Source organism: Kitasatospora sp. NPDC089509, from assembly GCF_044749365.1.
Taxonomy (GTDB): domain Bacteria; phylum Actinomycetota; class Actinomycetes; order Streptomycetales; family Streptomycetaceae; genus Kitasatospora.
Genome location: NZ_JBIVHS010000008.1, coordinates 164,415 through 190,524, shown reverse-complemented (window position 1 = coordinate 190,524; position 26,110 = coordinate 164,415). Strand labels below are relative to the sequence as shown.

The 26,110-nt window shown below is 70.9% G+C and carries 21 protein-coding genes; 7 read left to right on the top strand and 14 right to left on the bottom strand.

All coding sequences use genetic code 11. The features are described from left to right. Positions 1 to 278 precede the first annotated feature (278 nt). The 5 genes from tkt (at position 279) to pgl (ending at position 7,125) form a co-directional block, all read left to right on the top strand. Positions 279 to 2,378, top strand: a complete 2,100-nt coding sequence (tkt, locus tag ACIP4P_RS19510; RefSeq protein WP_400920039.1) for a transketolase — start codon at positions 279 to 281, stop codon at positions 2,376 to 2,378. A gap of 87 nt (positions 2,379 to 2,465) precedes the next feature. Next, complete coding sequence (gene tal, locus ACIP4P_RS19505; RefSeq protein ID WP_400920036.1) at positions 2,466 to 3,608, top strand: transaldolase; 1,143 nt, start codon at positions 2,466 to 2,468, stop codon at positions 3,606 to 3,608. A gap of 63 nt (positions 3,609 to 3,671) precedes the next feature. Next, a complete protein-coding gene (gene zwf / locus ACIP4P_RS19500) occupies positions 3,672 to 5,228 on the top strand; it encodes a glucose-6-phosphate dehydrogenase (protein WP_350511809.1) in 1,557 nt (518 codons plus the stop codon). Beyond that, on the top strand, positions 5,225 to 6,340 hold the full coding sequence (gene opcA, locus ACIP4P_RS19495) for a glucose-6-phosphate dehydrogenase assembly protein OpcA (protein WP_400920034.1): 1,116 nt from the start codon (positions 5,225 to 5,227) through the stop codon (positions 6,338 to 6,340). The genes zwf and opcA overlap by 4 nt, the downstream gene beginning before the upstream one ends. Further along, entirely contained in the window at positions 6,337 to 7,125 is a 789-nt protein-coding gene (pgl, locus tag ACIP4P_RS19490) for a 6-phosphogluconolactonase (RefSeq protein ID WP_400920032.1), read from the top strand. Before opcA ends, pgl begins: the two co-directional genes overlap by 4 nt. A gap of 96 nt (positions 7,126 to 7,221) precedes the next feature. Here the strand turns inward: pgl and ACIP4P_RS19485 are convergent, their stop codons facing one another. The 11 genes from ACIP4P_RS19485 to uvrA all read right to left on the bottom strand — a co-directional run bounded on the left by ACIP4P_RS19485 (position 7,222) and on the right by uvrA (position 20,281). Continuing rightward, a complete protein-coding gene (locus ACIP4P_RS19485; RefSeq protein WP_057240347.1) occupies positions 7,222 to 7,509 on the bottom strand; it encodes an RNA polymerase-binding protein RbpA in 288 nt (95 codons plus the stop codon). Between the two features lie 205 nt (positions 7,510 to 7,714). Continuing rightward, positions 7,715 to 7,951: a preprotein translocase subunit SecG gene (gene secG, locus ACIP4P_RS19480; protein WP_400920029.1), complete on the bottom strand. Its 237-nt coding sequence runs from the start codon at positions 7,949 to 7,951 to the stop codon at positions 7,715 to 7,717. 86 nt (positions 7,952 to 8,037) lie between these two features. Next, the gene (gene tpiA / locus ACIP4P_RS19475) at positions 8,038 to 8,823 is read right to left on the bottom strand and encodes a triose-phosphate isomerase (protein ID WP_350511686.1); all 786 of its coding nucleotides are present in this window, start codon (positions 8,821 to 8,823) and stop codon (positions 8,038 to 8,040) included. Positions 8,824 to 8,827: 4 nt separating this feature from the next. After that, the gene (locus tag ACIP4P_RS19470; protein ID WP_400920027.1) at positions 8,828 to 10,039 is read right to left on the bottom strand and encodes a phosphoglycerate kinase; all 1,212 of its coding nucleotides are present in this window, start codon (positions 10,037 to 10,039) and stop codon (positions 8,828 to 8,830) included. Between the two features lie 153 nt (positions 10,040 to 10,192). Continuing rightward, entirely contained in the window at positions 10,193 to 11,200 is a 1,008-nt protein-coding gene (gap, locus tag ACIP4P_RS19465; RefSeq protein ID WP_350511688.1) for a type I glyceraldehyde-3-phosphate dehydrogenase, read from the bottom strand. Positions 11,201 to 11,562: 362 nt separating this feature from the next. Next, entirely contained in the window at positions 11,563 to 12,543 is a 981-nt protein-coding gene (gene whiA, locus ACIP4P_RS19460) for a DNA-binding protein WhiA (protein ID WP_188308910.1), read from the bottom strand. Then, positions 12,534 to 13,619, bottom strand: coding sequence for a uridine diphosphate-N-acetylglucosamine-binding protein YvcK (gene yvcK, locus ACIP4P_RS19455; protein ID WP_350511810.1), 1,086 nt, complete (start codon positions 13,617 to 13,619; stop codon positions 12,534 to 12,536). The genes whiA and yvcK overlap by 10 nt, the downstream gene beginning before the upstream one ends. Before the next feature lie 64 nt (positions 13,620 to 13,683). Next, on the bottom strand, positions 13,684 to 14,568 hold the full coding sequence (rapZ, locus tag ACIP4P_RS19450) for an RNase adapter RapZ (protein WP_363427807.1): 885 nt from the start codon (positions 14,566 to 14,568) through the stop codon (positions 13,684 to 13,686). 118 nt (positions 14,569 to 14,686) lie between these two features. Then, positions 14,687 to 16,744: an excinuclease ABC subunit UvrC gene (gene uvrC, locus ACIP4P_RS19445; protein ID WP_400920023.1), complete on the bottom strand. Its 2,058-nt coding sequence runs from the start codon at positions 16,742 to 16,744 to the stop codon at positions 14,687 to 14,689. A 66-nt stretch (positions 16,745 to 16,810) separates the two neighbouring features. Further along, positions 16,811 to 17,263 carry a Rieske (2Fe-2S) protein gene (locus tag ACIP4P_RS19440; protein WP_400920021.1) on the bottom strand — a complete coding sequence of 151 codons (453 nt, stop codon included), beginning with the start codon at positions 17,261 to 17,263 and terminating at the stop codon, positions 16,811 to 16,813. A gap of 102 nt (positions 17,264 to 17,365) precedes the next feature. Beyond that, a complete protein-coding gene (gene uvrA / locus ACIP4P_RS19435; protein WP_350511691.1) occupies positions 17,366 to 20,281 on the bottom strand; it encodes an excinuclease ABC subunit UvrA in 2,916 nt (971 codons plus the stop codon). A gap of 269 nt (positions 20,282 to 20,550) precedes the next feature. On the opposite strand from uvrA, the gene ACIP4P_RS19430 reads away from it, so the two are divergent. Next, positions 20,551 to 21,258, top strand: coding sequence for a maleylpyruvate isomerase family mycothiol-dependent enzyme (locus ACIP4P_RS19430; protein WP_400920018.1), 708 nt, complete (start codon positions 20,551 to 20,553; stop codon positions 21,256 to 21,258). Positions 21,259 to 21,303: 45 nt separating this feature from the next. Beyond that, entirely contained in the window at positions 21,304 to 21,957 is a 654-nt protein-coding gene (locus ACIP4P_RS19425) for an MBL fold metallo-hydrolase (RefSeq protein WP_350511693.1), read from the top strand. A gap of 60 nt (positions 21,958 to 22,017) precedes the next feature. On the opposite strand, the gene ACIP4P_RS19420 is transcribed toward ACIP4P_RS19425, so the two are convergent. The 3 genes from ACIP4P_RS19420 to uvrB form a co-directional block, all read right to left on the bottom strand. Next, positions 22,018 to 23,001, bottom strand: a complete 984-nt coding sequence (locus ACIP4P_RS19420) for a TerC family protein (protein WP_350511694.1) — start codon at positions 22,999 to 23,001, stop codon at positions 22,018 to 22,020. Positions 23,002 to 23,193: 192 nt separating this feature from the next. Beyond that, on the bottom strand, positions 23,194 to 23,769 hold the full coding sequence (locus ACIP4P_RS19415; protein ID WP_400920015.1) for a TerD family protein: 576 nt from the start codon (positions 23,767 to 23,769) through the stop codon (positions 23,194 to 23,196). Between the two features lie 247 nt (positions 23,770 to 24,016). Further along, complete coding sequence (uvrB, locus tag ACIP4P_RS19410; protein ID WP_400920013.1) at positions 24,017 to 26,107, bottom strand: excinuclease ABC subunit UvrB; 2,091 nt, start codon at positions 26,105 to 26,107, stop codon at positions 24,017 to 24,019. Positions 26,108 to 26,110: the final 3 nt, after the last annotated feature.

The following is a 26,110-nucleotide window of genomic DNA, read 5'->3' as shown; positions in this document are numbered from 1 at the left end:
CCCGCGCAACCCGTCCCGACCACCCGGGCGGCGCGTGCCGCCGAACCGGGAGAGGCTGGGACAAAACACGCCAGAACGCCCTAGTGGGAATCACCATGCGGAAATCCCGGTTGTCCCGGCACGGAGGGTGAGCCCCGGCCCGGACGGTAGGCTCGCACGGAGAAGCGGGATCTACCCTCCGTGACCGGCACCATCCACAGTCGGGCCCACAGCGCCGTGGCCGACCCGGTCCCCATTCACGGGGTCACTCTTCACCATGGAAGGAGCCCTGAGACAGGGTGAGCACTGCGCCGAAGAACGCATTCGAGTGGAGCGACCTGGACGAGCGCACGGTTGACACGGCGCGGGTCCTGGCGATGGACGCTGTCCAGAAGGTCGGTAACGGGCACCCCGGGACGGCCATGTCGCTGGCCCCCGCGGCCTACCTGATCTTCCAGCGCTTCCTGCGCCACGACCCGACCGACCCGGCCTGGGTCGGCCGCGACCGCTTCGTCCTCTCCCCCGGGCACACCAGCCTGACCCTCTACACCCAGCTGTACTTCTCGGGCTACGGCCTGGAGCTGGACGACCTCAAGGCCTTCCGGGTCGCGGGCAGCCGCACCCCGGGCCACCCCGAGCACGGCCACACCGCCGGCGTCGAGACCACCACCGGACCGCTCGGCCAGGGCATCGCCAACGCGGTCGGCATGGCGATGGCCGCCCGCTACGAGCGCGGCCTGTTCGACCCGGAGGCGGCCGCCGGGGAGTCCCCCTTCGACCACACCGTCTGGGCGATCGTCTCCGACGGCGACCTGGAGGAGGGCATCTCCGCCGAGGCCTCCTCGCTGGCCGGCCACCAGAAGCTGGGCAACCTGGTCGCCCTGTACGACGACAACCACATCTCGATCGAGGGCGACACCGAGACCGCCTTCTCCGAGGACGTGCTCAAGCGCTACGAGGCCTACGGCTGGCACGTGCAGCGCGTCACCCCGAAGGCCAGCGGCGACATCGACGTCGAGGCCCTCGCCGGTGCGCTGGAGGCGGCCAAGGCCGAGACCTCCCGGCCGTCGCTGATCGCGATGCGGACGATCATCGCCTGGCCCGCCCCGGACGCCCAGAACACCGCCAAGGCGCACGGCTCCGCGCTCGGCGCCGCCGAGATCGCCGCCACCAAGAAGGTCCTGGGCTTCGACCCGGAGAAGACCTTCGAGGTCAGCGACCAGGTCATCGGGCACGCCCGCCAGGTCATCAAGCGCGGCAAGGCCGCCCGTGACCAGTGGCAGCTGGGCTTCGACGCCTGGCGCGCCGCCAACGCGAACCGGGCCGCGGAGTTCGACCGCATCCAGGCGGGCGAGCTGCCCGAGGGCTGGAAGAAGGCCATCCCCTCCTTCCCGGCCGGCAAGGACGTCGCCACCCGCAAGGCCTCCGGCGAGACCCTCAAGGCGCTCGGCGCGGTGATCCCGGAGCTGTGGGGCGGCTCGGCCGACCTCGCGGAGTCCAACCTCACCACGATCGACGAGGACAGCTCCTTCCTCCCCGAGGGCAACCCGCTGAAGTCCGCCAGCCCGTACGGCCGGACGATCCACTTCGGCATCCGCGAGCACGCCATGGGCTCGACCATGAACGGCATCGCGCTGCACGGCAAGACCCGCGTGTACGGCGGCACCTTCCTGGTCTTCGCGGACTACATGCGCCCGGCCGTCCGCCTGGCCGCGCTGATGAAGCTGCCGGTCACCTACGTCTGGACGCACGACTCGATCGGCCTCGGCGAGGACGGCCCGACCCACCAGCCGGTCGAGCACATGGCCTCGCTGCGCGCCATCCCGGGCCTGTCCATGGTCCGTCCGGCCGACGCCAACGAGACGGCCGTCGCCTGGCGCACCGTGATCGAGCGCCAGACCAGCCACCCCGGCCCGGTCGGCCTGGCCCTCACCCGCCAGAACGTCCCGACCTTCGACCGCGAGGTCTTCGCCTCCGCCGAGGGCACCGCCAAGGGCGCCTACGTGCTGGCCGAGGCCGGCAACGGCGACCCGCAGGTGATCCTGCTGGGCACCGGCTCCGAGGTCCAGCTGGCCGTCCAGGCCCGCGAGGTGCTGGAGGCCGAGGGCATCGCCACCCGGGTCGTCTCCGTCCCGTCCTTCGAGTGGTTCCAGGAGCAGGACCAGGCCTACCGCGACAGCGTGCTGCCGCCGTCGGTCAAGGCCCGCGTCTCGGTCGAGGCCGGCATCGCCCAGGGCTGGCGCGAGCTGGTCGGCGACCACGGCCGGATCGTCTCCCTGGAGCACTTCGGCGCCTCCGCCGACTACAAGGTCCTGTTCGAGGAGTTCGGCCTGACCGCCGAGCGCGTGGTGGCCGAGGCGCACAACGCCCTGCGCTCCCTCGAAGCCGTCAACCGCTAACCGCTTCGGGCCGCGTGCCCGCCCGCACGCGGGCACGCGGCTCCCTCTGACTACCCCACGCAGAAGAAGACGAAGGACTGAAGCACCATGACTGACGCACTGAAGCGCCTCAGCGACGAAGGCGTTGCGATCTGGCTGGACGACCTCAGCCGCAAGCGGCTGAACTCCGGCAACCTGGCCGAGCTGGTGCAGAACAAGCACGTGGTGGGCGTCACCACCAACCCGACCATCTTCCAGAAGGCCATCGCCGGCAGCGGCGACACCTCCTACGACAGCCAGCTGCGCGACCTGGCCGTCCGCAAGGTCACCACCGACGAGGCGATCCGCATGATCACCACCTCGGACGTGCGCGACGCGGCCGACGTGCTGCGCCCGGTCTACGACGCCTCGAACGGCCGCGACGGCCGGGTCTCCATCGAGGTCGACCCGCGCCTGGCGCACGAGACCGCCCCGACCGTGGCCGAGGCCAAGCAGCTGTGGTGGCTGGTCGACCGCCCGAACGTGCTGATCAAGATCCCCGCCACCAAGGCCGGCCTGCCCGCCATCGCCGAGGTCATCGGCCTGGGCATCAGCGTCAACGTCACGCTGATCTTCTCCCTGGACCGCTACAAGGCCGTCATCGACGCCTACCTGACCGGTCTGGAGACCGCCAAGGCCAAGGGTCTGGACCTCTCCCAGATCGAGTCGGTCGCCTCCTTCTTCGTGTCCCGCGTGGACACCGAGATCGACAAGCGCCTGGACAAGATCGGCGGCGAGGCCAGGAACCTGCGTTCCAAGGCCGCGCTGGCCAACGCCCGCCTCGCCTACCAGGCGTACGAGGAGGTCTTCGGCTCGGTCGACGGCAAGACCGCCGGCAGCGCCCGCTGGCGCTCGCTGGAGGCCGCCGGCGCCAAGCCGCAGCGTCCGCTGTGGGCCTCCACCGGCGTCAAGGACCCGGCCCTGCCGGACACCCTGTACGTCACCGAGCTGGTCGCCCCCGGCACGGTCAACACCATGCCCGAGGCCACCCTGGACGCCACCGGCGACCACGGCGTGATCACCGGCAACACCATCGTCCCCAACTACGCCGACGCCAAGGCCGTCCTGGACGCCATCGCGGCCGCCGGCGTGGACTACGACGACGTGGTCCAGGTGCTGGAGGACGAGGGCGTGCAGAAGTTCGAGCAGTCCTGGCAGGAACTGCTCGACACCGTCACCACCTCGCTGGCCACCTTCGCCGGCGAGAAGTGACCCCCGCTCACACAGCCAGCGCACGAAAGCGGAGCACACCAAGTGAGCACTGATTTCCCCGAGTTGACGTCGGAGTCGGACGCGGACGATCTCCCGTCGCGCCCCGTCAACCCGCTTCGTGACCCCTCCGACCGGCGGCTCCCGCGCATCGCGGGGCCGTCCGGCCTGGTCATCTTCGGAGTCACCGGCGACCTGTCCCGCAAGAAGCTGATGCCGGCCATCTACGACCTGGCCAACCGCGGCCTGCTGCCGCCGGGCTTCTCGCTGGTCGGCTTCGCCCGCCGCGAGTGGGACGACGAGGACTTCGCCCAGGAGGTCCACGACGCGGTCAAGGAGCACGCCCGCACCCCGTTCCGGGAGGAGGTGTGGCAGCAGCTCGCCAAGGGCATGCGGTTCGTCCACGGCACGTTCGACGACGACCAGGCCTTCGACAAGCTCCGCGAGACCATCGAGGAGCTGGACAAGGCCCAGGGCACCGGCGGCAACTTCGCCTTCTACCTGTCCGTCCCGCCGAAGTTCTTCCCGACCGTCGTCCAGCAGCTGAAGAAGCACGGCCTGGCCGACCCGCCGCAGGGCTCCTGGCGCCGCGCCGTCATCGAGAAGCCCTTCGGCCACGACCTGGAGAGCGCCCAGGAGCTCAACAAGGTCGTGCACGAGGTCTTCCCGCGCGACGAGGTCTTCCGGATCGACCACTACCTGGGCAAGGAGACGGTCCAGAACATCCTGGCGCTGCGCTTCGCCAACCAGATGTTCGAGCCGATCTGGAACCGGTCGTACGTCGACCACGTGCAGATCACCATGGCCGAGGACATCGGCATCGGCGGCCGGGCCGGCTACTACGACGGCATCGGCTCCGCCCGTGACGTCATCCAGAACCACCTGCTGCAGCTGATGGCGCTCACCGCCATCGAGGAGCCGGCCTCCTTCCACCCGAAGGCGCTGGTGGCCGAGAAGCTCAAGGTGCTCAGCGCCGTCAAGCTCCCGGCCGACCTCGGCCGGCACACCGTGCGCGGCCAGTACGCGTCCGGCTGGCAGGGCGGCGAGGAGGTCGTCGGCTACCTGGACGAGGACGGCATCGACCCGGACTCCAAGACCGACACCTACGCGGCCATCAAGCTGGAGATCAACAACCGCCGCTGGGCGGGCGTCCCGTTCTACCTGCGCACCGGCAAGCGGCTGGGCCGTCGGGTCACCGAGATCGCGGTGGTCTTCCAGCGCGCCCCGTACCTGCCGTTCGACTCCTACGCGACCGAGGAGCTGGGGCAGAACGCCCTGGTCATCCGGGTCCAGCCGGACGAGGGCGTGACGGTGCGGTTCGGCTCCAAGGTGCCGGGCACCTCCTTCGAGGTCCGGGACGTCACGATGGACTTCGCCTACGGCGAGTCCTTCACCGAGTCCAGCCCGGAGGCGTACGAGCGGCTCATCCTCGACGTGCTGCTCGGCGACGCCAACCTGTTCCCGCGTCACCAGGAGGTCGAGCTCTCCTGGCAGATCCTCGACCCGATCGAGAAGTACTGGGACGCCCACGGCAAGCCCGCCCAGTACGCGGCGGGCACCTGGGGTCCCGCCGAGGCGGACGAGATGCTCGCACGAGACGGCAGGAGCTGGCGCCGGCCATGAAGATCGACCTCACCAACACGACGTCCAGCAAGATCAACGCCGCGCTGATGGAGGCGCGCCGGACCAGCGGCTCCACCGCCGCCGGCATGGTGCTCACCCTGGTGATCGTGACCGACGAGGGCAGCGCCTACGACGCCCTCAAGGCCGCCAACGAGGCCTCCCGCGAGCACCCGATGCGCACCCTCGCGGTGATCAAGCGCGCGGGCCGCTCGCCCCGGGCCCGCGCCGAGACCCGGCTGGACGCCGAGATCCTGGTCGGCTCGGACGCCGGCTCCGGAGAAACGGTCATCCTGCGCATGCACGGCGAACTCGCCTCGCACGCCCAGTCGGTGGTCCTGCCGCTGCTGCTGCCGGACGCCCCGACCGTGGTCTGGTGGCCGGACAACGCGCCGCTCCACCCGGCGCAGGACCCGCTGGGCGCGCTCGCCCAGCGCCGGATCACCGACGCGGTCACCGCCGAGTCCCCGGTCGGCCAGCTCGCCCAGCGGGCCCAGAGCTACACCCCGGGCGACACCGACCTGGCCTGGACCCGGATCACCGGCTGGCGCTCGATGCTGGCCGCCGCGCTGGACCAGCGCCCGACCACCGTCACCTCGGTGATGGTCGAGGGCGAGTCCTACAACCCCAGCGTCGAGCTGCTCGGCCTGTGGCTGCTCAACCGGCTGCAGGTACCGGTCGAGCGGGTCGTCACCGGCGGCCCCGGCATCACCGCGGTGCACCTGCGCACCAAGGACGGGGACATCACCCTGGACCGCCCGGACGGCCTGATGGGCACCCTGTCCATGCCCGGCTCGCCGGACCGCCAGGTGGCGCTCAAGCGGCGCGAGACCTCGGAGCTGATCGCCGAGGAACTGCGCCGACTGGACCCGGACGACATCTACTCGACGGCCGTGCGCACGTCCGTCGAGCGGCTGAGCGAGCCGGCCGAGGGCGGACCGGCGGCAGCCGACCCGGTCGCGGCCGGGCCCGCCGCGGCCGACTCCGTGGGCGAGGCGGCGGCCGCGGCCGCCGACGCCGCGGTGGCCAACCCGGCCCGGGTGACCGCCGACAGCGCGGAGAAGTCCCCGGCGAAGAAGGCCTCGGGCAAGCGCGCCGCCAAGGGGAGCGCATGACCGCCGCGACCCCGCAGCTGGTCGTCCACCGGGACAAGGAGCTGATGGCCCAGGCGGCCGCGGCCCGGCTGATCACCCGGATCGTGGACGCCCAGGCCGCCCGCGGCACCGCCTCGGTGGTGCTCACCGGCGGCCGCAACGGCAACGCCCTGCTGGCCGCGATCGCCGCCTCCCCGGCGCGCGACGCGGTCGACTGGGGCCGGCTGGACCTCTGGTGGGGCGACGAGCGCTTCGTGCCCGCCGCCGACCCGGACCGCAACGCCGTCCAGGCCCGCGCCGAGCTGCTGGACGCCGTCCCGCTGGACCCGGCGCGGGTGCACGAGATGCCCGCCGCGGACGGCCTGGACGGCTCGGACGTGGAGGCCGCCGCGGCCCGCTACGCCCAGGAGCTGGCGAAGGCCGCCGAGCCGGGCGACCGGCTGGGCGTCCCGGCCTTCGACGTGCTGCTGCTCGGCGTCGGCCCGGACACCCACGTGGCCTCGCTCTTCCCGGAGCACCCGGGCGTGCGGGAGACCGAGCTGACCGTGATCGGCGTGCGCGGGGCCCCCAAGCCCCCGCCGACCCGGATCTCGCTCACCCTCCCGGCGATCCGGGCGGCCCGCGAGGTCTGGCTGCTGGCCGCCGGCGAGGACAAGGCGGGCGCCGTGGCGCTGGCCCTGTCCGGCCCCGGCGAGCTGCAGGCCCCGGCCTCCGGCGCGTACGGCCGCAGCCGCACCCTGTGGCTGCTGGACCGCGCCGCCGCGGACCGGATCCCCCCGCAGCTGTACCCGCCGGCCTCGGCCTGACGGCCGGGAACGGCCCGGCAGCGGAAACACCGAAGGGCGCCACCGTCGACGACGGTGGCGCCCTTTCCGCAGGTCCGACGCCCTACGGCCGTCCGGTCAGATCTCACCGCGCAGCTTGGCCAGCGCCTCGGCGAGGATCGCCTCGCCGTCGGCGTCGGTGCGCCGCTCCCGGACGTAGGCGAGGTGGGTCTTGTACGGCTCGTTGCGCGAGGGCGCGGGCGGGTTGTGCTCGTCCTGACCGGCCGGGAAACCGCAGCGCGGGCAGTCCCAGGTGTCCGGGATGACGGCTTCGGCGGCGAAGCTGGGCTTGGTCTCGTGCTTGTTGGCGCACCAGAAGGAGATCCTGTTGCGCGGAGCGGACTCACCACGCTCCGCCTCCCCCATCGGGCCTGCCCCGACCCTGCTCCCACGGATGGCGTTGCCACTTGCCACGGTCTGACTCCCTGCGTGCTGGTGCGCCGACCCGCCGCGGTGCGCGTCGGTGGCGAAAGTCGTCCTAGTGTAAGCAGGACTTAAGCATCCGCCACCATCGCCTCCGCCCCCGACCGTCCCAGGATAGGCGCTCGGGCGACGGGGCGTCAGACCTGTGTCAGTTCTTGTACTTCAGTACCAGACCCAGCACGATGATGCAGGCGAACCAGCCCAGACCGACCACGATGGTGATGCGGTCGAGGTTGCGCTCGGCCACCGCCGAACCGCCGCCGGTGGACATCGCGCCACCACCGAACATGTCGGAAAGACCGCCGCCCTTCCCCTTGTGCAGCAGCACCAACAGGATCATCAGCGCACTGAAGATGATCAGGGCAATCGAGAACCCGAGAACCACGACGGGACCAACTCTCTCGTATCTTCGCGAAGGGGCCGGGCCGCGTACGGCGGTCCGGCCCCAAAGCCTACGTTGCTGCGGCGGCGTTAGCCTACTGCCTGCTCACGGTAGCGCACGATCTTGACGAACTCGTCGGCGTCCAGCGAGGCACCGCCGATCAGGCCGCCGTCGATGTCGGGCTTGGCCATCAGACCGGCCGCGCTCGACGACTTCACCGAACCGCCGTACAGCACACGGACCTTGTCGGCCAGCTCGGCGGAGTACAGCTCGGCGAGCCGGGTCCGGATGGCGGCGCAGACCTCCTGCGCGTCCTCCGGGGTGGCCACCTCGCCGGTGCCGATCGCCCAGACCGGCTCGTACGCGACCACGATCGACTCGGCCTGCTCCGCCGGGACGCCCTCCAGGGCGCCGTCCAGCTGGGCCAGGGTGTACTCGACGTGGGTGCCGGCCTTGCGGATCTCCAGCGGCTCGCCGATGCACAGGATCGGGGTGACCCCGGCCCGGTAGGCGGCCTTGACCTTGGCGTTGACGATCTCCTCGTTCTCGCCGTGGTACTGGCGGCGCTCCGAGTGGCCGATCACCGCGTAGGCGCACTGCAGCTTGGCCAGCATCGGGCCGGAGATCTCGCCGGTGTAGGCGCCGCCGTCGTGCTGCGAGATGTCCTGCGAGCCGTACTTGATCTTCAGCTTGTCGCCGAAGACCAGGGTCTGCACCGACCGCAGGTCGGTGAACGGCACCAGGACAGCGACCTCGACGGCCGCGTAGTCCTTGTCGGCCAGCGCGAAGGCCAGCTTCTGGGTGTGCTGGATGGCCTCAAGGTGGTTGAGGTTCATCTTCCAGTTGCCCGCCATCAGCGGGAGACGCTCAGTCATGCTTTCAGTCCTCCAGAGCGGCGAGACCGGGAAGGGTCTTGCCCTCCAGGTACTCGAGGCTCGCGCCGCCGCCGGTCGAGATGTGTCCAAAGGCGTTCTCGTCGAAGCCCAGGATGCGGACGGCCGCGGCGGAGTCGCCGCCACCGACCACGGTGAAACCGGGGCTGTCGAGCAGCCCCTGCGCGACGGCCTTGGTGCCGTTCGCGTAGTCCGGGTGCTCGAAGACGCCCATCGGGCCGTTCCAGAACACGGTGCCCGCGTCGGCCAGCTTCGAGGCGTACAGCTCGCGGGTCTTCGGGCCGATGTCCAGGCCCTCCTTGTCGGCGGGGATCTTGTCCGCGTCGACGACCTCGTAGACCGCCGGGGTCTTGCCCTTGAGGTCCGGGAAGTCGGCCGAGACCAGGACGTCCAGCGGCAGGACGAACTCGACGCCCCGCTTCTGCGCCCGGTCCAGGTACTCCAGGACGGTCGGGATCTGGTCCTCCTGCAGCAGCGAGATGCCGACCTCGTGGCCCTGGGCCTTGAGGAAGGTGTACGCCATGCCGCCGCCGACCAGGATCCGGTCGGCCTTCTCCAGCAGGTTGTCGATCACGGCGAGCTTGTCGGACACCTTGGCGCCGCCGAGCACCACGACGTACGGGCGCTTGACGTCCTCGGTCAGCTTCTTCAGCACGCCGACCTCGGTGGCGATCAGGTCGCCGGCGGCGTGCGGCAGCAGGGCCGGCAGGTCGTAGACCGAGGCGTGCTTGCGGTGCACGGCGCCGAAGCCGTCGCCGACGTAGAGGTCGGCCAGAGCGGCCAGCTGCTCGGCGAAGGCCTTGCGCTCGGCGTCGTCCTTGCTGGTCTCACCGGCGTTGAAGCGCAGGTTCTCCAGCAGCGTGACCTCGCCGTTCGCCAGCGCGGCGACGGTGGCCTTCGCGCCGTCACCGACGGTGTCGGTGGCGAAGGAGACGTTCTTGCCGAGGATCTCGCCGAGGCGGGCGGCCACCGGCGCGAGCGAGAACTTCGGGTCCGGCTCGCCCTTGGGGCGGCCGAGGTGGGACGCGACGACGACCTTGGCGCCGGCCTCGGCGAGCTTGGCGATGGTCGGGGCGACGGCGCGGATCCGGCCGTCGTCGGTGATCGTGATGCCGTCCAGCGGCACGTTCAGGTCCGCGCGCACGAACACGCGCTTGCCCTCGATGCCGTCCTGGATGAGTTCGTCGATGGTCTTCACGGGGATTCGGTTACTCCTGGGGAGATGGTCGATGCGCAGAGGCGGCACGGCGCAGGGGCCGCCTGAGAAGTCCTTGTACGCAGAGCGAGGGCCCGGTCGGCGTGTTCTCGCCGTCCGGGCCCTCGCCCCTACATCACGTCAGCTCCCACTGCGTCAGAGCTGGCCACCGACGATGGCGACCAGGTCCACGACGCGGTTCGAGTAGCCCCACTCGTTGTCGTACCAGCCGAGCACCTTGACCTGGTTGCCCTGGACCATGGTGAGCTGCGAGTCGAAGATGCACGAGTGCGGGTCGTTCACGATGTCCGAGGAGACGATCGGGTCCTCGGTGTAGGCCAGGATGCCCTTGAGCGGGCCCTCCTGCGCGGCCTTCTGGAAGGCCGCGTTGACCTCGTCCTTGGTGACCTCGCGCTCCAGGGTGACGACCAGGTCCGTGATGGAACCGGTCGGGACCGGGACGCGCAGCGAGGTGCCGTCCAGCTTGCCCTTCAGCTCCGGCAGGACCAGGGCGGTCGCCTTGGCGGCACCGGTCGAGGTCGGGATGATGTTCTGGCTCGCCGCACGAGCACGGCGCAGGTCCTTGTGCGGGAAGTCCAGGGTGACCTGGTCGTTGGTGAACGCGTGGACGGTGGTCATCAGGCCCTTGACGATGCCGAAGCTCTCGTTCAGCACCTTCGCCATCGGCGCCACGCAGTTGGTGGTGCAGGAGGCGTTGGAGATGACGTGGTGGTTGGCCGCGTCGTACTTCTCGTCGTTGACACCCAGGACGACGGTGATGTCCTCGTCGGTGGCGGGGGCCGAGATGATGACCTTCTTGGCACCGGCGGCGAGGTGCTTCTTCGCAGCCTCGGCCTTGGTGAAGATGCCGGTGGACTCGACGACGATGTCGGCGCCCAGGGCGGCCCACGGCAGGTTGGCCGGGTCACGCTCGGCGGTCACCTTGAAGGTGTGGCCGTCGACGGTGATGCTGTCCTCGGTGTGCGAGACCTCGCCCGGGAAGGTACCCAGGGTGGTGTCGTACTTGAGCAGGTGAGCCAGCGTCTTCGTGTCGGTGAGGTCGTTGACACCGACGATCTCGATGTCCGCACCCTGGGCCTTGACGGCGCGGAAGAAGTTGCGGCCGATGCGGCCGAAGCCGTTGATGCCTACCCGGATCGTCACGAACCGATCTCCTCGTTAGGTACGCCGGCGCTGAGCCGACGGGGATGAGATTTGGGAAGTCCCCGACCGCCTACGACCCTACCCCTCCCGACCCTGGGAGGGCACATCGCGCCACCTGGCAGGACGTGGCGTGGCGCGCTTCCGGGCCCTCCGTCCTTGCCCGCCCGGGCCGTTGGTCCTGGTCAAGTGGTCTTGACCAATTTCGGTTTCCCGTCCCCGCCCGGAGACGCCGACGGCCGGTGCCCGGAATCCGGACACCGGCCCTTACTCGCCCGCTCGCCTCCGGGACGCTCCGACCCGGTGCCGACGGTCGGCGCTCCCCTTCGGCTCGGGGCGGGGGTCCTAACGGAGCGCGAGCTGGATCAGTTGAGCGCCATCTCGTCGGTCAGGTTGGCCTCGGTGCTCGGCAGGCCGAGCTCGGCGGCCCGCTTGTCGGCCATCGCCAGCAGTCGGCGGATCCGGCCGGCCACCGCGTCCTTGGTCAGCGGCGGGTCGGCGAGCGCGCCCAGCTCCTCCAGCGAGGCCTGCTTGTGCTGCATCCGCAGCTGGCCGGCCGCGGCCAGGTGCTCGGGCACCTCCTCGCCGAGGATCTCCAGCGCGCGCTGCACCCGGGCGCCGGCCGCCACCGCGGCGCGGGCCGAGCGGCGCAGGTTGGCGTCGTCGAAGTTGGCGAGCCGGTTGGCGGTGGCCCGGACCTCGCGCCGCATCCGGCGTTCCTCCCAGGCGAGCACCGACTCGTGGGCGCCGAGCCGGGTCAGCAGCGCGCCGATCGCGTCACCGTCGCGGATGACCACCCGGTCCACCCCGCGCACCTCGCGGGCCTTGGCCGGGATGCCGAGCCGACGGGCCGCGCCGACCAGCGCCAGCGCCGCCTCGGAGCCGGGGCAGGTGATCTCCAGCGAGGAGGAGCGGCCCGGCTCGGTGAGCGAGCCGTGCGCCAGGAAGGCCCCGCGCCAGGCCGCCTCGGCGTCGCAGGTGGCGCCGGAGACGACCGCCGGGGGCAGCCCCCGGATCGGCCGGCCGCGGCCGTCCACGAGGCCGGTCTGGCGCGCCAGCAGCTCGCCGTCCTTGACCACCCGGACGACGAAGCGGCTGCCGCGCCGCAGCCCGCCGGGGGCCATCACCACGAGGTCGGAGGAGTGACCGAAGATCTCCAGCAGGTCCTTGCGCAGCCGCCGTGCCGCCGCCCCGGTGTCCAGCTCCGCCTCGATCACGATGCGGCCGCTCACGATGTGCAGTCCGCCCGCGAACCGCAGGATCGCCGACACCTCCGCCTTGCGACAGCAGGCCCGGGTGACCGGGAGCCGGCTGATCTCGTCCTTCACCGCTGGAGTCATCGCCATGGCCCGATCCTTCCATGTGTCCGGAAAATCCGGTCGTACGCGGCCGCCAACAGCTCGGGGTCGTGTCGCGGGGTGCCGTCGGTACGGGCCACCGTGCCGAGCACCAGAGCGGCACCCATGCGTTCGGCGGCCTTCTCCAGACCGGCCAGGTCCGCCTGGCCGAAAGCGCCGCCGGTGACGGCCCGCTCGTCCACCAGGATCGCATCCACCGCGAGGTCGGGGGCGTGGTCGGCGATGACCTCCAGGTGCCGCTGCGGGGTGAAGCCCTCGGTCTCGCCGGGCTGCGGGGCCAGGTTCAGGGTGAGCAGACGGCGGGCGCGGGTCTCCGTCAGCGCCTTGACCAGCTCGGGCACCAGCAGGTGCGGCAGCACGCTGGTGAACCAGGAGCCCGGGCCGAGCACCACCCAGTCCGCCTCCCGCACGGCCGTGACCGCCTCCGGGACGGCCGGCGGCCCGTCCGGCAGCAGCCGGATCGACTGCACGGTGCCCGGGGTGACCGCCACGTTGGCCTGGCCGCGGACGGCCGCGACCTCGGCCGGGCGGGCCGGGTCGTGGCCGCGCACGGTCGCCTCGATGTCCAGCGGCACCGCCGACATCGGCAGCACCCGGCCCTGGACGTTCAGCAGCCGGCCGACCCAGTCCAGCGCCGCCACCGGGTCGCCCAGCTTCTCCCAGAGCGCGACGATCAGCAGGTTGCCGACCGCGTGGCCGCCCAGTTCGCCGTTGCCGGTGAAGCGCTGCTGGATCACCTCGGACCAGGTGCGGCCCCAGTCGTCGTCCCCGCACAGCGCGGCCAGCGCCTTGCGCAGGTCCCCGGGCGGCAGCACGCCCAGCTCCTCGCGCAGCCGCCCGCTGGAGCCGCCGTCGTCGGCGACGGTGACCACCGCGGTCAGGTCGCTGGTGAGCCGGCGCAGCGCGGACAGCGAGGCGGACAGGCCCTGGCCACCGCCGAGCGCGGTGATCCTCGGGGCCGGATTGGCCCGGGCGGGACTGCTGCGCGGACGGCTCGGCGAGGGGCTACCCGCCCGTTCGCCGGTCCTGCTCTGCGGCTGCCGACCGGGCACGTATCCCGCCACAATCACCTCGCGTTCCTCGGCCCCGCCACCGGCTCCGCCGGCGGCCCGGCAGGGAAGGCGGCGGTTACTCCCGTCCCATGTCACGGTGGACGAGCACCGTCTCGACTCCGTCGGCGATGAGACGCTTGGTCAGACGCTCGGACATGGCGACGCTACGGTGCTTGCCACCGGTGCAGCCTACGGCAAGCGTCATGTAACGCTTGCCCTCGCGGCGGTAGCCCTCGGTGACGATGCGCAGCAGCTGGGCGTAACCGTCCAGGAACTCGTTGGCCCCGGGCTGCTGGAACACGTAGTCGGCGACGTCCGCGTCGGTGCCGGTGCGGGCCCGCAGCTCGGGCACCCAGTGCGGGTTGGGCAGGAAGCGGCAGTCCACCACCAGGTCGGCGTCGACCGGCAGGCCGTACTTGAAGCCGAAGGACATCACGGTGGCGCGCAGCTCGGGCTCGTCGTGGTCGGCGAACTGGGCGTCCAGCTTGGCGCGCAGCTGGTGCACGTTGAGGTTGGAGGTGTCGATCACCAGGTCAGCCTCGCCGCGCAGGTCGCGCAGCAGGTCGCGCTCCTGGGCGATGCCGTCCACGATCCGGCCGTCGGCCTGCAGCGGGTGCGGGCGGCGGACGCTCTCGAAGCGTCGGACCAGGGCGTCGTCGGAGGAGTCCAGGAAGACCACCTGGAGCCGGACGCCGCGCTTCTCCAGCTCGTCCAGCGAGGTGAGCAGGTCGTCGAAGAACTGGCGGCCGCGGACGTCCACGACCACGCCGATCCGGGCGACGTTGCCCTGGGAACGGGCGCCCAGGTCGACCATGGTGGGGATCAGGGCCGGCGGCAGGTTGTCCACCACGAACCAGCCCAGGTCCTCCAGGCACTTCGCGGCGGTGGAACGGCCGGCTCCGGACATGCCGGAGATGATCACCAGCTCCGGCGCGTTCTCGGCCACGTCTGACACGGTCACTTCGGTTCCCCGCTCTCGGTCTTTCTGCTGGGGAGCACGCGCACGGCTCGGCGGCCCTCCCCCGGCCCGGACAGGCGGGCGGGGTCGGGGCGCGCCGACAGACGGGCGGCGTCGGCCGTCATGGCGTCTCCTGGGATGGTGCGGTCTGGGGTGCTGCGGCCACCGGCTCGGCGGCCTCGTCGACCCCGTCCTCGATGATCTCGCCGGTCGCGGTGTTGACCGCGGGTGCGGCGGGTGTACGGGACGACAACGCCGCCGCAACAGTCTCCGCGGTGCGGCGCCCGATGCCGGGTACCTCGCAGATCTCGTCGACGGTGGCGGCCCGGAGCTTCTTCAGCGAGCCGAAGTGCTTGAGCAGCGCCCGGCGGCGAGTCTCGCCGAGGCCCGGGACGGAGTCCAGTTCCCCGGCGGTGAGTCGCTTGGAACGCTTGCTGCGCTGGTAGCCGATCGCGAAGCGGTGGGCCTCGTCGCGCACCCGCTGGAGCAGGTAGAGGCCCTCGCTGGAGCGCGGCAGCACGACCGGGTCGTCCTCGCCGGGCAGCCAGACCTCCTCCAGCCGCTTGGCCAGGCCGCACAGCGCGACGTCGTCGATGCCGAGCTCGTCCAGCGCCCGCCGGGCGGCGGCGACCTGCGGCTGGCCGCCGTCGACCACCAGCAGCTGCGGCGGGTAGGCGAAGCGCTTGGGGCGGCCATCCTCGGTGCGCGGGCCGTCGGCCGGCTGGTCCTCGTCGGGCTCCTCCGGGACGGCCCACTCGCCGGTCTGCTCGCGCTCCTGGAGGTAGCGGCGGAAGCGGCGGCTGATCACCTCGTGCATCGAGCGGACGTCGTCCTGGCCGGCGAAGCCCTTGATCTGGAAGCGCCGGTACTCGCTCTTGCGGGCCAGGCCGTCCTCGAAGACGACCATGGAGGCGACCACGTCCTCGCCCTGGAGGTGGGAGATGTCGTAGCACTCGATGCGCAACGGGACGGAGTCCAGCTCCAGCGCGTCGGCGATCTCCTGGAGGGCGCGGCTGCGGGTGGTGAGGTCGGAGGCGCGCTTGGTCTTGTGCAGGGCCAGCGCCTGCTGGGCGTTGCGCTGCACGGTGGCCATCAGGTCCTTCTTGTCCCCGCGCTGCGGGATCCGCAGGTCGACCTGGCTGCCGCGCAGTCCGCTGAGCCAGTCCCGTACCGGGGCGGCCGGTTCGGGCAGCGCGGGGACCAGCACCTCGCGCGGGACGGACTCGTTGCGTTCGTCGGCGCCGGCACCGCCGTAGAGCTGCTGGAGGGCGTGCTCGACCAGGCCGGCGGTGTCCACGTCCTCGACCTTGTCGGTGACCCAGCCGCGCTGGCCGCGCACCCGGCCGCCGCGGACGTGGAAGATCTGGACGGCGGCCTCCAGTTCGTCCTCGGCGACGGCCAGCAGGTCGGCGTCGGTGGCGTCGGCGAGCACGATGGCGTTCTTCTCCATCGCGCGCTTGAGGGCGCCGATGTCGTCCCGCAGCCGGGCCGCCTTCTCGTACTCCAGCTCCTCGGCGGCCTCCTGCATCTGCTCTTCCAGCCGGCGCAGGTAGTTGCCGGTGCGCCCGGCCATGAAGTCGCAGAAGTCCTCGGCCAGCGCCCGGTGTTCGTCCGCCGAGACCTTGCCGACGCAGGGCGCGGCGCACTTGCCGATGTAGCCGAGCAGACAGGGGCGGCCGACCTGCCGGGCGCGCTTGAACACGCCGTTGGAGCAGGTTCGGACGGGGAAGACGCGCAGCAGCAGGTCGACCGTCTCGCGGATCGCCCAGGCGTGCCCGTAGGGGCCGAAGTAGCGCACGCCCTTCTTGTGCGCCCCGCGCATCACCTGGACCCGCGGGTACTCCTCGTTCAGGGTGACGGCGAGTTCCGGATAGCTCTTGTCGTCGCGGTACTTGACGTTGAACCGCGGGTCGAACTCCTTGATCCAGGAGTACTCCAGCTGGAGCGCCTCGACCTCGGTGGCGACCACCGTCCACTCCACCGAGGCGGCGGTGGTGACCATGGTCGCGGTGCGCGGGTGCAGCCCGGCGAGGTCCTGGAAGTAGGACGACAGCCGCGGCCGCAGGCTCTTGGCCTTGCCGACGTAGATGACCCGGCCGTGGGCGTCACGGAACTTGTAGACGCCCGGGGAGGTCGGGATCGCGCCCGGCGCCGGACGGTAGGTACTCGGGTCAGCCATGGGTCCACCGTACCGAGTGCGGTCGGGGCCGCGCGGACGGGACCAGCGGGAGGACGGTCAACTGCTTCAGCTCGGGGTCACCTTGAGGTTCCCGCCCTCGACCGTGACGGTGTAGGCGGGCAGCGGGCTGGGGGCCGGGCCGTCCTGCACGGCGCCGTCCGCGATGGCGAACCGGCTGCCGTGGCAGGGGCACTGGATCTGCTGGTTCTTCACCTGGTCGACGATGCAGCCGGCGTGGGTGCACTTGGCGCTGAAGGCCTTGTACTCGCCGGCGGCCGGCTGGGTCACCACGATCTTCTGCTCGCGGAACACCTTGCCGCCGCCCTCCGGGACCGCCGAGGCCGGGCCGAGGTCGACCGGGCCCTTGGCGGTGCCGCTCTTGTCCGAGGAGCCGGCGGAACCCGCCGAGGAGCCGCAACCGGTGACCGCCACGGTGCCGCCGGCCGCCAGGACGGCCGCGGCGCCGCAGAGCAGGGTGCGGCGGGAGGTGGCGGGGCTGCTCTCGGGGGCCTCGGACATCGGTGTGCTCCTACGGTTGCTGCGGCGAGGGACCACGGAATTCTATGCCGCACGCGCCCCGCCGCTCCCGATGGTCCTCGGGAGCGGCGGGGCGCGTGGAGGCTACTTCTTCGCCGCCGCGGCCCGCTTGCGCGGGGCCGCCTTCTTGGCGGGCGCCTTGACCGGTGCGTCGGTGAACTCCACCGGCAGGATGTCCCGGAGGAACTTGCCGGTGTGGCTCTCCGGGACGGCCGCGATCTGCTCCGGGGTGCCCTCGGCGACCACCGTGCCGCCGCCGGAGCCGCCTTCGGGGCCCATGTCGACGACCCAGTCGGCGGTCTTGATCACGTCGAGGTTGTGCTCGATCACGATCACCGTGTTGCCCTTGTCCACCAGCCCGCTGAGCACCTTGATCAGCTTGCTGATGTCCTCGAAGTGCAGGCCGGTGGTGGGCTCGTCCAGCACGTAGACCGTCCGCCCGGTGGAGCGCTTCTGCAGCTCGGAGGCGAGCTTGACGCGCTGCGCCTCGCCGCCGGAGAGCGTCGGCGCGGACTGGCCGAGCCGAACGTAGCCGAGGCCGACGTCGTTGAGCGTCCGCAGGTGCCGGGCGATCGCCGGGACGGCCTCGAAGAAGCCGAGCGCCTCCTCGATCGGCATGTCCAGCACCTCGGCGATGGACTTGCCCTTGTAGTGCACCTCCAGCGTCTCCCGGTTGTACCGGGCGCCGTGGCAGACCTCGCACGGCACGTAGACGTCCGGCAGGAAATTCATCTCGATCTTGATGGTGCCGTCGCCGGTGCAGTTCTCGCAGCGGCCGCCCTTGACGTTGAAGGAGAACCGGCCGGGCAGGTAGCCGCGGACCTTGGCCTCCTGGGTCTCCGCGAAGAGCCGGCGGACGTGGTCGAACACCCCGGTGTAGGTGGCCGGGTTGGACCGCGGGGTGCGGCCGATCGGCGACTGGTCGACGTGCACCACCTTGTCCACCAGGTCGGTGCCGGTGATCCGGGTGTGCCGGCCGGGCACGCTGCGGGCGCCGTTCAGCTCCCGGGCGAGGTGGGTGTACAGGATGTCGTTGACCAGCGTCGACTTGCCGGAGCCGGAGACGCCGGTGATCGCGGTGAGCGTCCCGAGCGGGAAGCCGACCGTGACGTCCTTGAGGTTGTGCTCGCGGGCGCCGTGCACCGTCAGCTGGCGCTTCTTGTCCCGGTCGCGGCGGCCGGCCGGGATCGGGATCGACCGCTTGCCGGAGAGGTACTGGCCGGTCAGCGACTCCTTGTTGGAGAGCAGCTGCTTCAGCGAACCGGAGTGCACCACCTTGCCGCCGTGCTCGCCGGCGCCCGGGCCGATGTCCACCACCCAGTCCGCGGTCTTGATGGTGTCCTCGTCGTGCTCGACCACGATCAGGGTGTTGCCGATGTCGCGCAGCCGCACCAGCGTCTCGATCAGCCGGTGGTTGTCCCGCTGGTGCAGGCCGATGGACGGCTCGTCCAGCACGTACAGCACGCCGACCAGGCCGGAACCGATCTGGGTGGCCAGCCGGATGCGCTGGGCCTCGCCGCCGGAGAGGGTGCCGGCCGCGCGGTCCAGCGAGAGGTAGTCCAGGCCGACGTCGACCAGGAAGCGCAGCCGCTCGTTGACCTCCTTGAGGACCCGCTCGGCGATCTGCTTGTCCCGGTCGTTGAGCTTCATCGCGCCCAGGAACTCGGCGCAGTCGCTGATCGACATCGACGAGACGTCGGCGATCGACTTCTCCTCGACGGTGACCGCGAGCACCACCGGCTTGAGCCGGGTGCCCTGGCAGGTCGGGCAGGGCACCTCGCGCATGTAGCCCTCGAAGCGCTCCCGGCTGCTGTCGCTCTCCGCCTCGGTGTGCCGACGCTGGATGAACGGGACGGCGCCCTCGAAGCCGGTGCTGTACGAGCGCTCGCGGCCGAAGCGGTTGCGGTAGCGGACCTCGACCTGGTGCTTGTGCCCGTACAGCAGCGCCTTCTTGGCGCGGGCCGGCAGCCCGGCCCAGGGGATGTCGGTGCGGAAGCCCAGCTCCTGGGCGAGCGCGTCGATCAGCCGCTGGAAGTAGTCCTTGGCGTGCCCGGCGGACCACGGGTGGATCGCGCCCTCGTCCAGCGAGCGCTCCTGGTCCGGCACGACCAGCTCCGGGTCGACCTCCATCCGGTTGCCCAGGCCCGAGCAGTCCGGGCAGGCGCCGAACGGCGAGTTGAAGGAGAACGAGCGGGGCTCCAGCTCCTCGAACGACACGTCGTCGTACGGGCAGTAGAGGTGCTCGGAGTACATCCGCTCGCGCTCCGGGTCGTCCTCCGGGAGGTCGACGAAGTCGAGCACGACCATGCCGCCGGACAGCCGCAGGGCCGTCTCCACCGAGTCGGTGAGCCGCCGCTTGGCGCTCTCCTTGACGGTCAGGCGGTCGATGACCACCTCGACGGTGTGCTTCTCCTGCTTCTTGAGCTTCGGCGGCTCGGCGAGCTGGATCGTCTCGCCGTCCACCCGGGCGCGGGAGTAGCCCTTGGACTGGAGGTCGGCGAAGAGGTCGACGAACTCGCCCTTGCGCTCGCGCACCACCGGGCTGAGCACCTGGAACCGGGTGCCCTCGGCGAGCTCCAGCACCTTGTCGACGATCGCCTGCGGCGACTGCTTGGCGATCGGGCGCCCGCAGTGCGGGCAGTGCGGCTTGCCGATCCGGGCGAACAGCAGGCGCAGGTAGTCGTAGACCTCGGTGATGGTGCCGACGGTCGAACGGGGGTTGCGGTTGGTGGACTTCTGGTCGATCGAGACGGCCGGGGAGAGGCCTTCGATGAAGTCCACATCGGGCTTGTCCATCTGGCCCAGGAACTGGCGGGCGTACGAGGACAACGACTCGACGTAGCGGCGCTGGCCCTCGGCGAAGATCGTGTCGAAGGCGAGCGAGGACTTGCCGGAGCCGGAGAGGCCCGTGAAGACGATGAGGGAGTCGCGGGGCAGGTCGAGCGAGACGTTCTTGAGATTGTGCTCGCGAGCACCGCGGACGATGAGGCGGTCGGCCACTGCTTCTGGCGCCTTTCTCCGGGGCAGGACGGCTTGCGGTGAGTTCGGGTTGCTTCTTCCAGGATGCGGCAGCCAGCCTATAGCTCAGACGTTCGAATCTCGACTCTGTCCAGCGGAGACCACCCGAACGAGTGAGGACCGCCCCCGGGCCGTGCGTACCCGGACCGAAAACCCCCTGCTCAGGGGCCCGATTCGGCGATAGCGTCGGCTGGTCAACGAGCGAGGCCCGCTCCGGGCAACGCCCCGATCCGTCACAGAAGGCAGATTCGATGACCGACCCGCAGTCCGCCGCCGCCTCCTGGCTGAACCAGGTCGAGGAGGCCACCGCACGCCTACTGACCGCCGTCGCCGGGCTCGCACCCGAGGACGTCGCCCGGCCCTCCGCCCTCCCCGGCTGGACCCGCGGCCACGTGCTGGCCCACCTCGCCCGCAACGCCGACTCCCTGGTCAACCTGCTCAACGGCCTCCCGCAGTACGCCAGCAACGAGGTCCGCGACGCCGACATCGAGCGCGACGCGCCCCGCCCGCTCGACGTCCACCTCGCCGACCTGCGCGACTCCCACGCGCGTTTCGCCGCCGCGGCCGCCGCGACGACGGCCGAATACTGGGGCACCGAGGTCAAGCACCGCTCCGGCTACCTCTTCCCGGCCCACGAGATCCCGATGAAGCGCCTGCTGGAGGTCGAGTACCACCACGTCGACCTCGCCGGCGGCTACACCCCGGCGCGCTGGCCGGAGGAGTTCGCCGTCACCGAGTTCCACAAGCTCGCGACGAAGCTGCACGGCGCCGAGCTGCCCCGGGTCGAGCTGACCGCCGAGGACACCGACGACACCGGCGTGATCGGCTCCGGCCCGGACCCGCTCGCCGTCCGGGGCCCGGTCCGCGCCCTGCTCGCCTGGCTCTCCGGCCGCTCGACCGGCGCCGACCTGCACCGCACCCCCGACACCGCCCTCCCCCGGCTTCCCCCCATGGGCTGAGGGCGCGAGGATGATCCCAGAACCCCGACGACGAGGAGCGGACGGATGACGTACCACGGAGCGGTCAAGGTCGGCGGGCCGCCGGACGTGCGCGAGCTGGCCCACCTGATCATCACCAAGGTGGCCGTGGGCCCGTACGACAACAACGCCTACCTGCTGCGCTGCCGGGCCACCGACGAGCAGCTGCTGATCGACGCGGCCGCCGACGCCCCGGTGCTGCTGGAGACCGTCGGGGACGACCTGGCCACGGTGGTCACCACCCACCGGCACCAGGACCACTGGGGGGCGCTGGCCGAGGTGGTGGCCACCACCGGAGCCCGGACGGCCGCCGGTGAGCACGACGCCGAGGGCATCGAGGTGCCCACCGAGCTGACGCTCGCGGACGGCGACACGCTGCGGGTCGGCGAGGTCGAGCTGACCGTCCGGCACCTGGTCGGACACACCCCCGGCGCGATCGTGCTGGTCTACGACGACCCGCAGGGCCACCAGCACGTCTTCACCGGCGACTGCCTCTTCCCGGGCGGCGTCGGCAACACCTGGGGCGACCCGGAGGCCTTCCGGACCCTCTTCCGGGACGTCAACGAGAAGATCTTCGACGTGCTGCCCGACGAGGCCTGGGTCTACCCCGGCCACGGCAGCGACACCACCCTCGGCGCGGAGCGCCCGCACCTCGACGAGTGGCGCGAGCGCGGCTGGTGACGGCCGCGACAACGCGAAGGGCCCCGCGACCCTTGCGGTCGCGGGGCCCCTTCGCGGGCGTCAGGCGTCGAGCTTCTGCGACTCCCGGAGTTCGCGCTGCTCGGCCTTCTTCGAGGCCATCAGGCTGGTCACGGTCGTCACGGCCAGCACCACCACGATGAAGCCGAGCGAGAACGGGATGCCGATCTCCGGGACGTGCGCGCCGGCCTCGTGGGCGGCGTGCAGCACCAGCTTCACGCCGATGAAGCCGAGGATCACCGACAGGCCGTAGCTCAGGTGGACCAGCTTCTTCAGCAGGCCGCCGATCAGGAAGTACAGCTGGCGCAGGCCCATCAGGGCGAAGGCGTTGGCGGTGAAGACGATGTACGGGTCCTGGGTGAGGCCGAAGATCGCCGGGATCGAGTCCAGGGCGAACAGCACGTCCGTGGTGCCGATCGCCAGCATCACGATCAGCATCGGGGTGATCAGCCGGCGGCCGTTCTCCACGATGAACAGCTTGGTGCCGTGGTAGGTGTCGGTCGACGGGAAGCGCCGGGTGATCGACTTGAGCAGGCGGTTCTCCTCGAACTCCTCCTCTTCCTCGTCGGCCCGGGCCTCCTTGATCAGCTTCCAGGCCGTCCAGATCAGGAAGGCGCCGAAGATGAAGAACACCCAGGAGAACTGGGTGACCAGCGCGGCACCGCCGGCGATGAACACCGCCCGGAGCACCAGCGCGATGATCACGCCGAACATCAGCACGCGCTGCTGGTAGATCCGGGGCACCGCGAACTTGCCCATGATCAGGATGAACACGAAGAGGTTGTCGACACTGAGCGACTTCTCGGTGATGTAGCCGGCGAAGAACTCACCCGCCGGCCGGGCGCCGGAGTGCCACCAGAGGAACCCGCCGAAGAGCAGCGCCAGGACGATCCAGACGACCGTCCAGATCCCGGCCTCCTTGATCGAGACCTCGTGCGGCTTGCGCCCTCCGATGAAGAAGTCCGCCACGATCAGTGCGATCAGCACACCGATCGTGGTGGCCCACATGGTTACGGAAACGTCCACTACTGCTCCTCCGGCAGGTAGGCGAGACAGTCATCGTCACTGCCGGAGGTCTCTTCCGCCCGTCGGGCCAGCGCCCCGGGGTGCCACGACGGGCACCCGTGATGACGGGGTCGGCTGTCGAGGAATACTCCCCTCCGCTGCCATCGAGAGTAACAGGGAAGGCAAAGGAAGGTAAAGAAGGTAAAGGACTGGTCAGAGGAACGGCTCGATGGCCGGCAGCAGGTCCTGGAAGGTCCGCCCCTTGGCCGGGGCGCCGATCGCCTGCATCTCCCAGCCGCCGTTGCCGTCCCGCACCACCTTGGCCATGATCTGCCCGGTGTGCGGCCCGCCGCCGGCCAGCTCGTACCGGGCCAGCTCCACCCCGGTGGCCTCGTCCACCAGCCGGCAGTGCGCCTGCCGCACCTCGGCGAAGGTCTGCCCGGTGTACGAGCTGACCGTGAACACCACCTGGGTGATGTGCGGCGGCACGTGCAGCAGGTCGACCAGGATCGCCTCGTCGTCCGCCTCGCCCGAGCCGCCCTCCAGGTTGTCCCCGGTGTGCCGGACCGAGCCGTCGGTGGACTCCAGGTGCTGGAAGAACACCACGTCGGACGGGGTGCGCTCGGCGTACAGCAGCGCCGAGGCGTCCAGGTCGATCTTCCGGGTCCGGCTGCCGAACAGACCCCGCTTGGGGGCGGCCTGCCAGCCCAGCCCCATCCGGACCAGGGTCAGGGCGCCGCCCCCCTTCTGGAGGCTGACCCGCTGCCCCTTGGCCAGGTTCACCGACACGACGTTGTCCTCTCTGCCGGCCGCGCGGTCGCTGCCGCACGGCTCCACGGTGGAACACCCCGTCGCCGTCCCCCGGCTGAGGCCCCCTCTGCTGACGGCCCGCAACCCCGTCCCGAGGGCACGATGCCGCAGGCCAGCCTAGGGCCTGCGGCACCCGCGACTCCTCCGAGTTACCCGGTTTGTGGCAAGGCTGAGACACCGCCGGACTTGACCGGTGTCGAACCGGCCAAGCCAGACGCCCCGGCGGTCAGGCCACACCGGCCTCGCGCATCTGGCGCAGCTCCTTCTTCAACTCCTTCACCTCGTCGCGCAGCCGGGCCGCCACCTCGAACTGGAGGTCGGCGGCGGCCGTGTGCATCCGGTCCGTCATCTCCTGGATCAGCTCGGCCAGCTCGGCGGCCGGCAGCGACTTGGCGGGCTTGCGCTCCGCGCCCAGGCTCGGCACCGGGGCCTTGGCCTTGCCGGAACCGCGGTACCCCGTGGAGAGCAGTTCGTCGGTGTCCACGTCCTCGCGGGCGAGGGTGTCCAGGATGTCGCCGATCTTCTTCCGCAGCGGCTGCGGGTCGATCCCGTGCTCCTGGTTGTAGGCCTGCTGGACGGCCCGGCGGCGGTTGGTCTCGTCGATCGCCTTCTCCATCGACGGGGTGATCCGGTCCGCGTACATGTGCACCTGGCCGGAGACGTTGCGGGCGGCACGGCCGATCGTCTGGATCAGGGAGGTGCCGGAGCGCAGGAAGCCCTCCTTGTCCGCGTCCAGGATCGCCACCAGCGACACCTCGGGCAGGTCCAGGCCCTCGCGCAGCAGGTTGATGCCGACCAGCACGTCGTACCGGCCCGCCCGCAGCTCGCGCAGCAGCTCCACCCGGCGCAGGGTGTCCACGTCGCTGTGCAGGTACCGGACCCGGATGTCCAGGCCCAGCATGTAGTCGGTGAGGTCCTCGGCCATCTTCTTGGTCAGCGTGGTGACCAGGACCCGCTCGTCCCGCTCGACCCGCTTGCGGACCTCGTGCACCAGGTCGTCGATCTGGCCCTCGGTCGGCTTGACGATCACCTCGGGGTCGATCAGACCGGTCGGGCGGATGATCTGCTCGACCTGCCCGTCGCCGCGCGACAGCTCGTACGGGCCCGGCGTCGCCGACAGGTACACCGTCTGACCGATCCGCCCCAGGAACTCCTCCCACTTCAGCGGGCGGTTGTCCATCGCGGAGGGCAGCCGGAAGCCGTGCTCGACCAGCGTCCGCTTGCGCGAGGCGTCGCCCTCGTACATCGCGCCGATCTGCGGCACGGTGACGTGCGACTCGTCGATGACCAGGAGGAAGTCCTCCGGGAAGTAGTCCAGCAGGGTGTTCGGCGGGGAACCGGGCTCGCGGCCGTCGAAGTGCATCGAGTAGTTCTCGACGCCGGAGCAGGTGCCGATCTGGCGCAGCATCTCGATGTCGTAGGTGGTGCGCATGCGCAGCCGCTGGGCCTCCAGCAGCTTGCCCTGCTTCTCCTGCTTGGCGAGCGTCTGCTCCAGCTCCTGCTCGATGCCGGTGATCGCCCGCTCCATGCGCTCGGGGCCGGCCACGTAGTGCGAGGCGGGGAAGACGTAGATCTGCTCGTCCTGGCTGATGATCTCGCCGGTGAGCGGGTGCAGGGTGTACAGCGACTCGATCTCGTCGCCGAACATCTCGATCCGGACCGCGAGCTCCTCGTAGACCGGGAAGATCTCGATGGTGTCGCCGCGGACCCGGAAGGTGCCGCGGGTGAAGGCCACGTCGTTGCGGGCGTACTGGATGTCGACGAAGCGGCGCAGCAGGACGTCGCGGTCGATCTCCTGGCCCACCTTGAGCGGGACCATCCGGTCCACGTACTCCTGCGGGGTGCCGAGGCCGTAGATGCAGGACACCGAGGCGACCACGATCACGTCGCGGCGGGTGAGCAGCGAGTTGGTCGCCGAGTGCCGCAGCCGCTCGACCTCCTCGTTGATCGAGGAGTCCTTCTCGATGTAGGTGTCCGTCTGCGGGACGTAGGCCTCCGGCTGGTAGTAGTCGTAGTACGAGACGAAGTACTCGACCGCGTTGTTGGGCAGCAGCTCGCGGAACTCGTTCGCCAGCTGGGCGGCCAGCGTCTTGTTCGGCGCCATCACCAGGGTGGGGCGCTGCAGCTTCTCGATCATCCAGGCCGTGGTGGCCGACTTGCCGGTACCGGTGGCACCGAGCAGCACGACGTCCTTCTCCCCCGCCCTGATCCGCCGCTCCAACTCGGCGATCGCCGCCGGCTGGTCGCCGTTCGGCTGGAAGGGACTGACGACCTCGAAGGGCGCCACGGACCGCTCAATACTCGTGATGGGACGCACGAC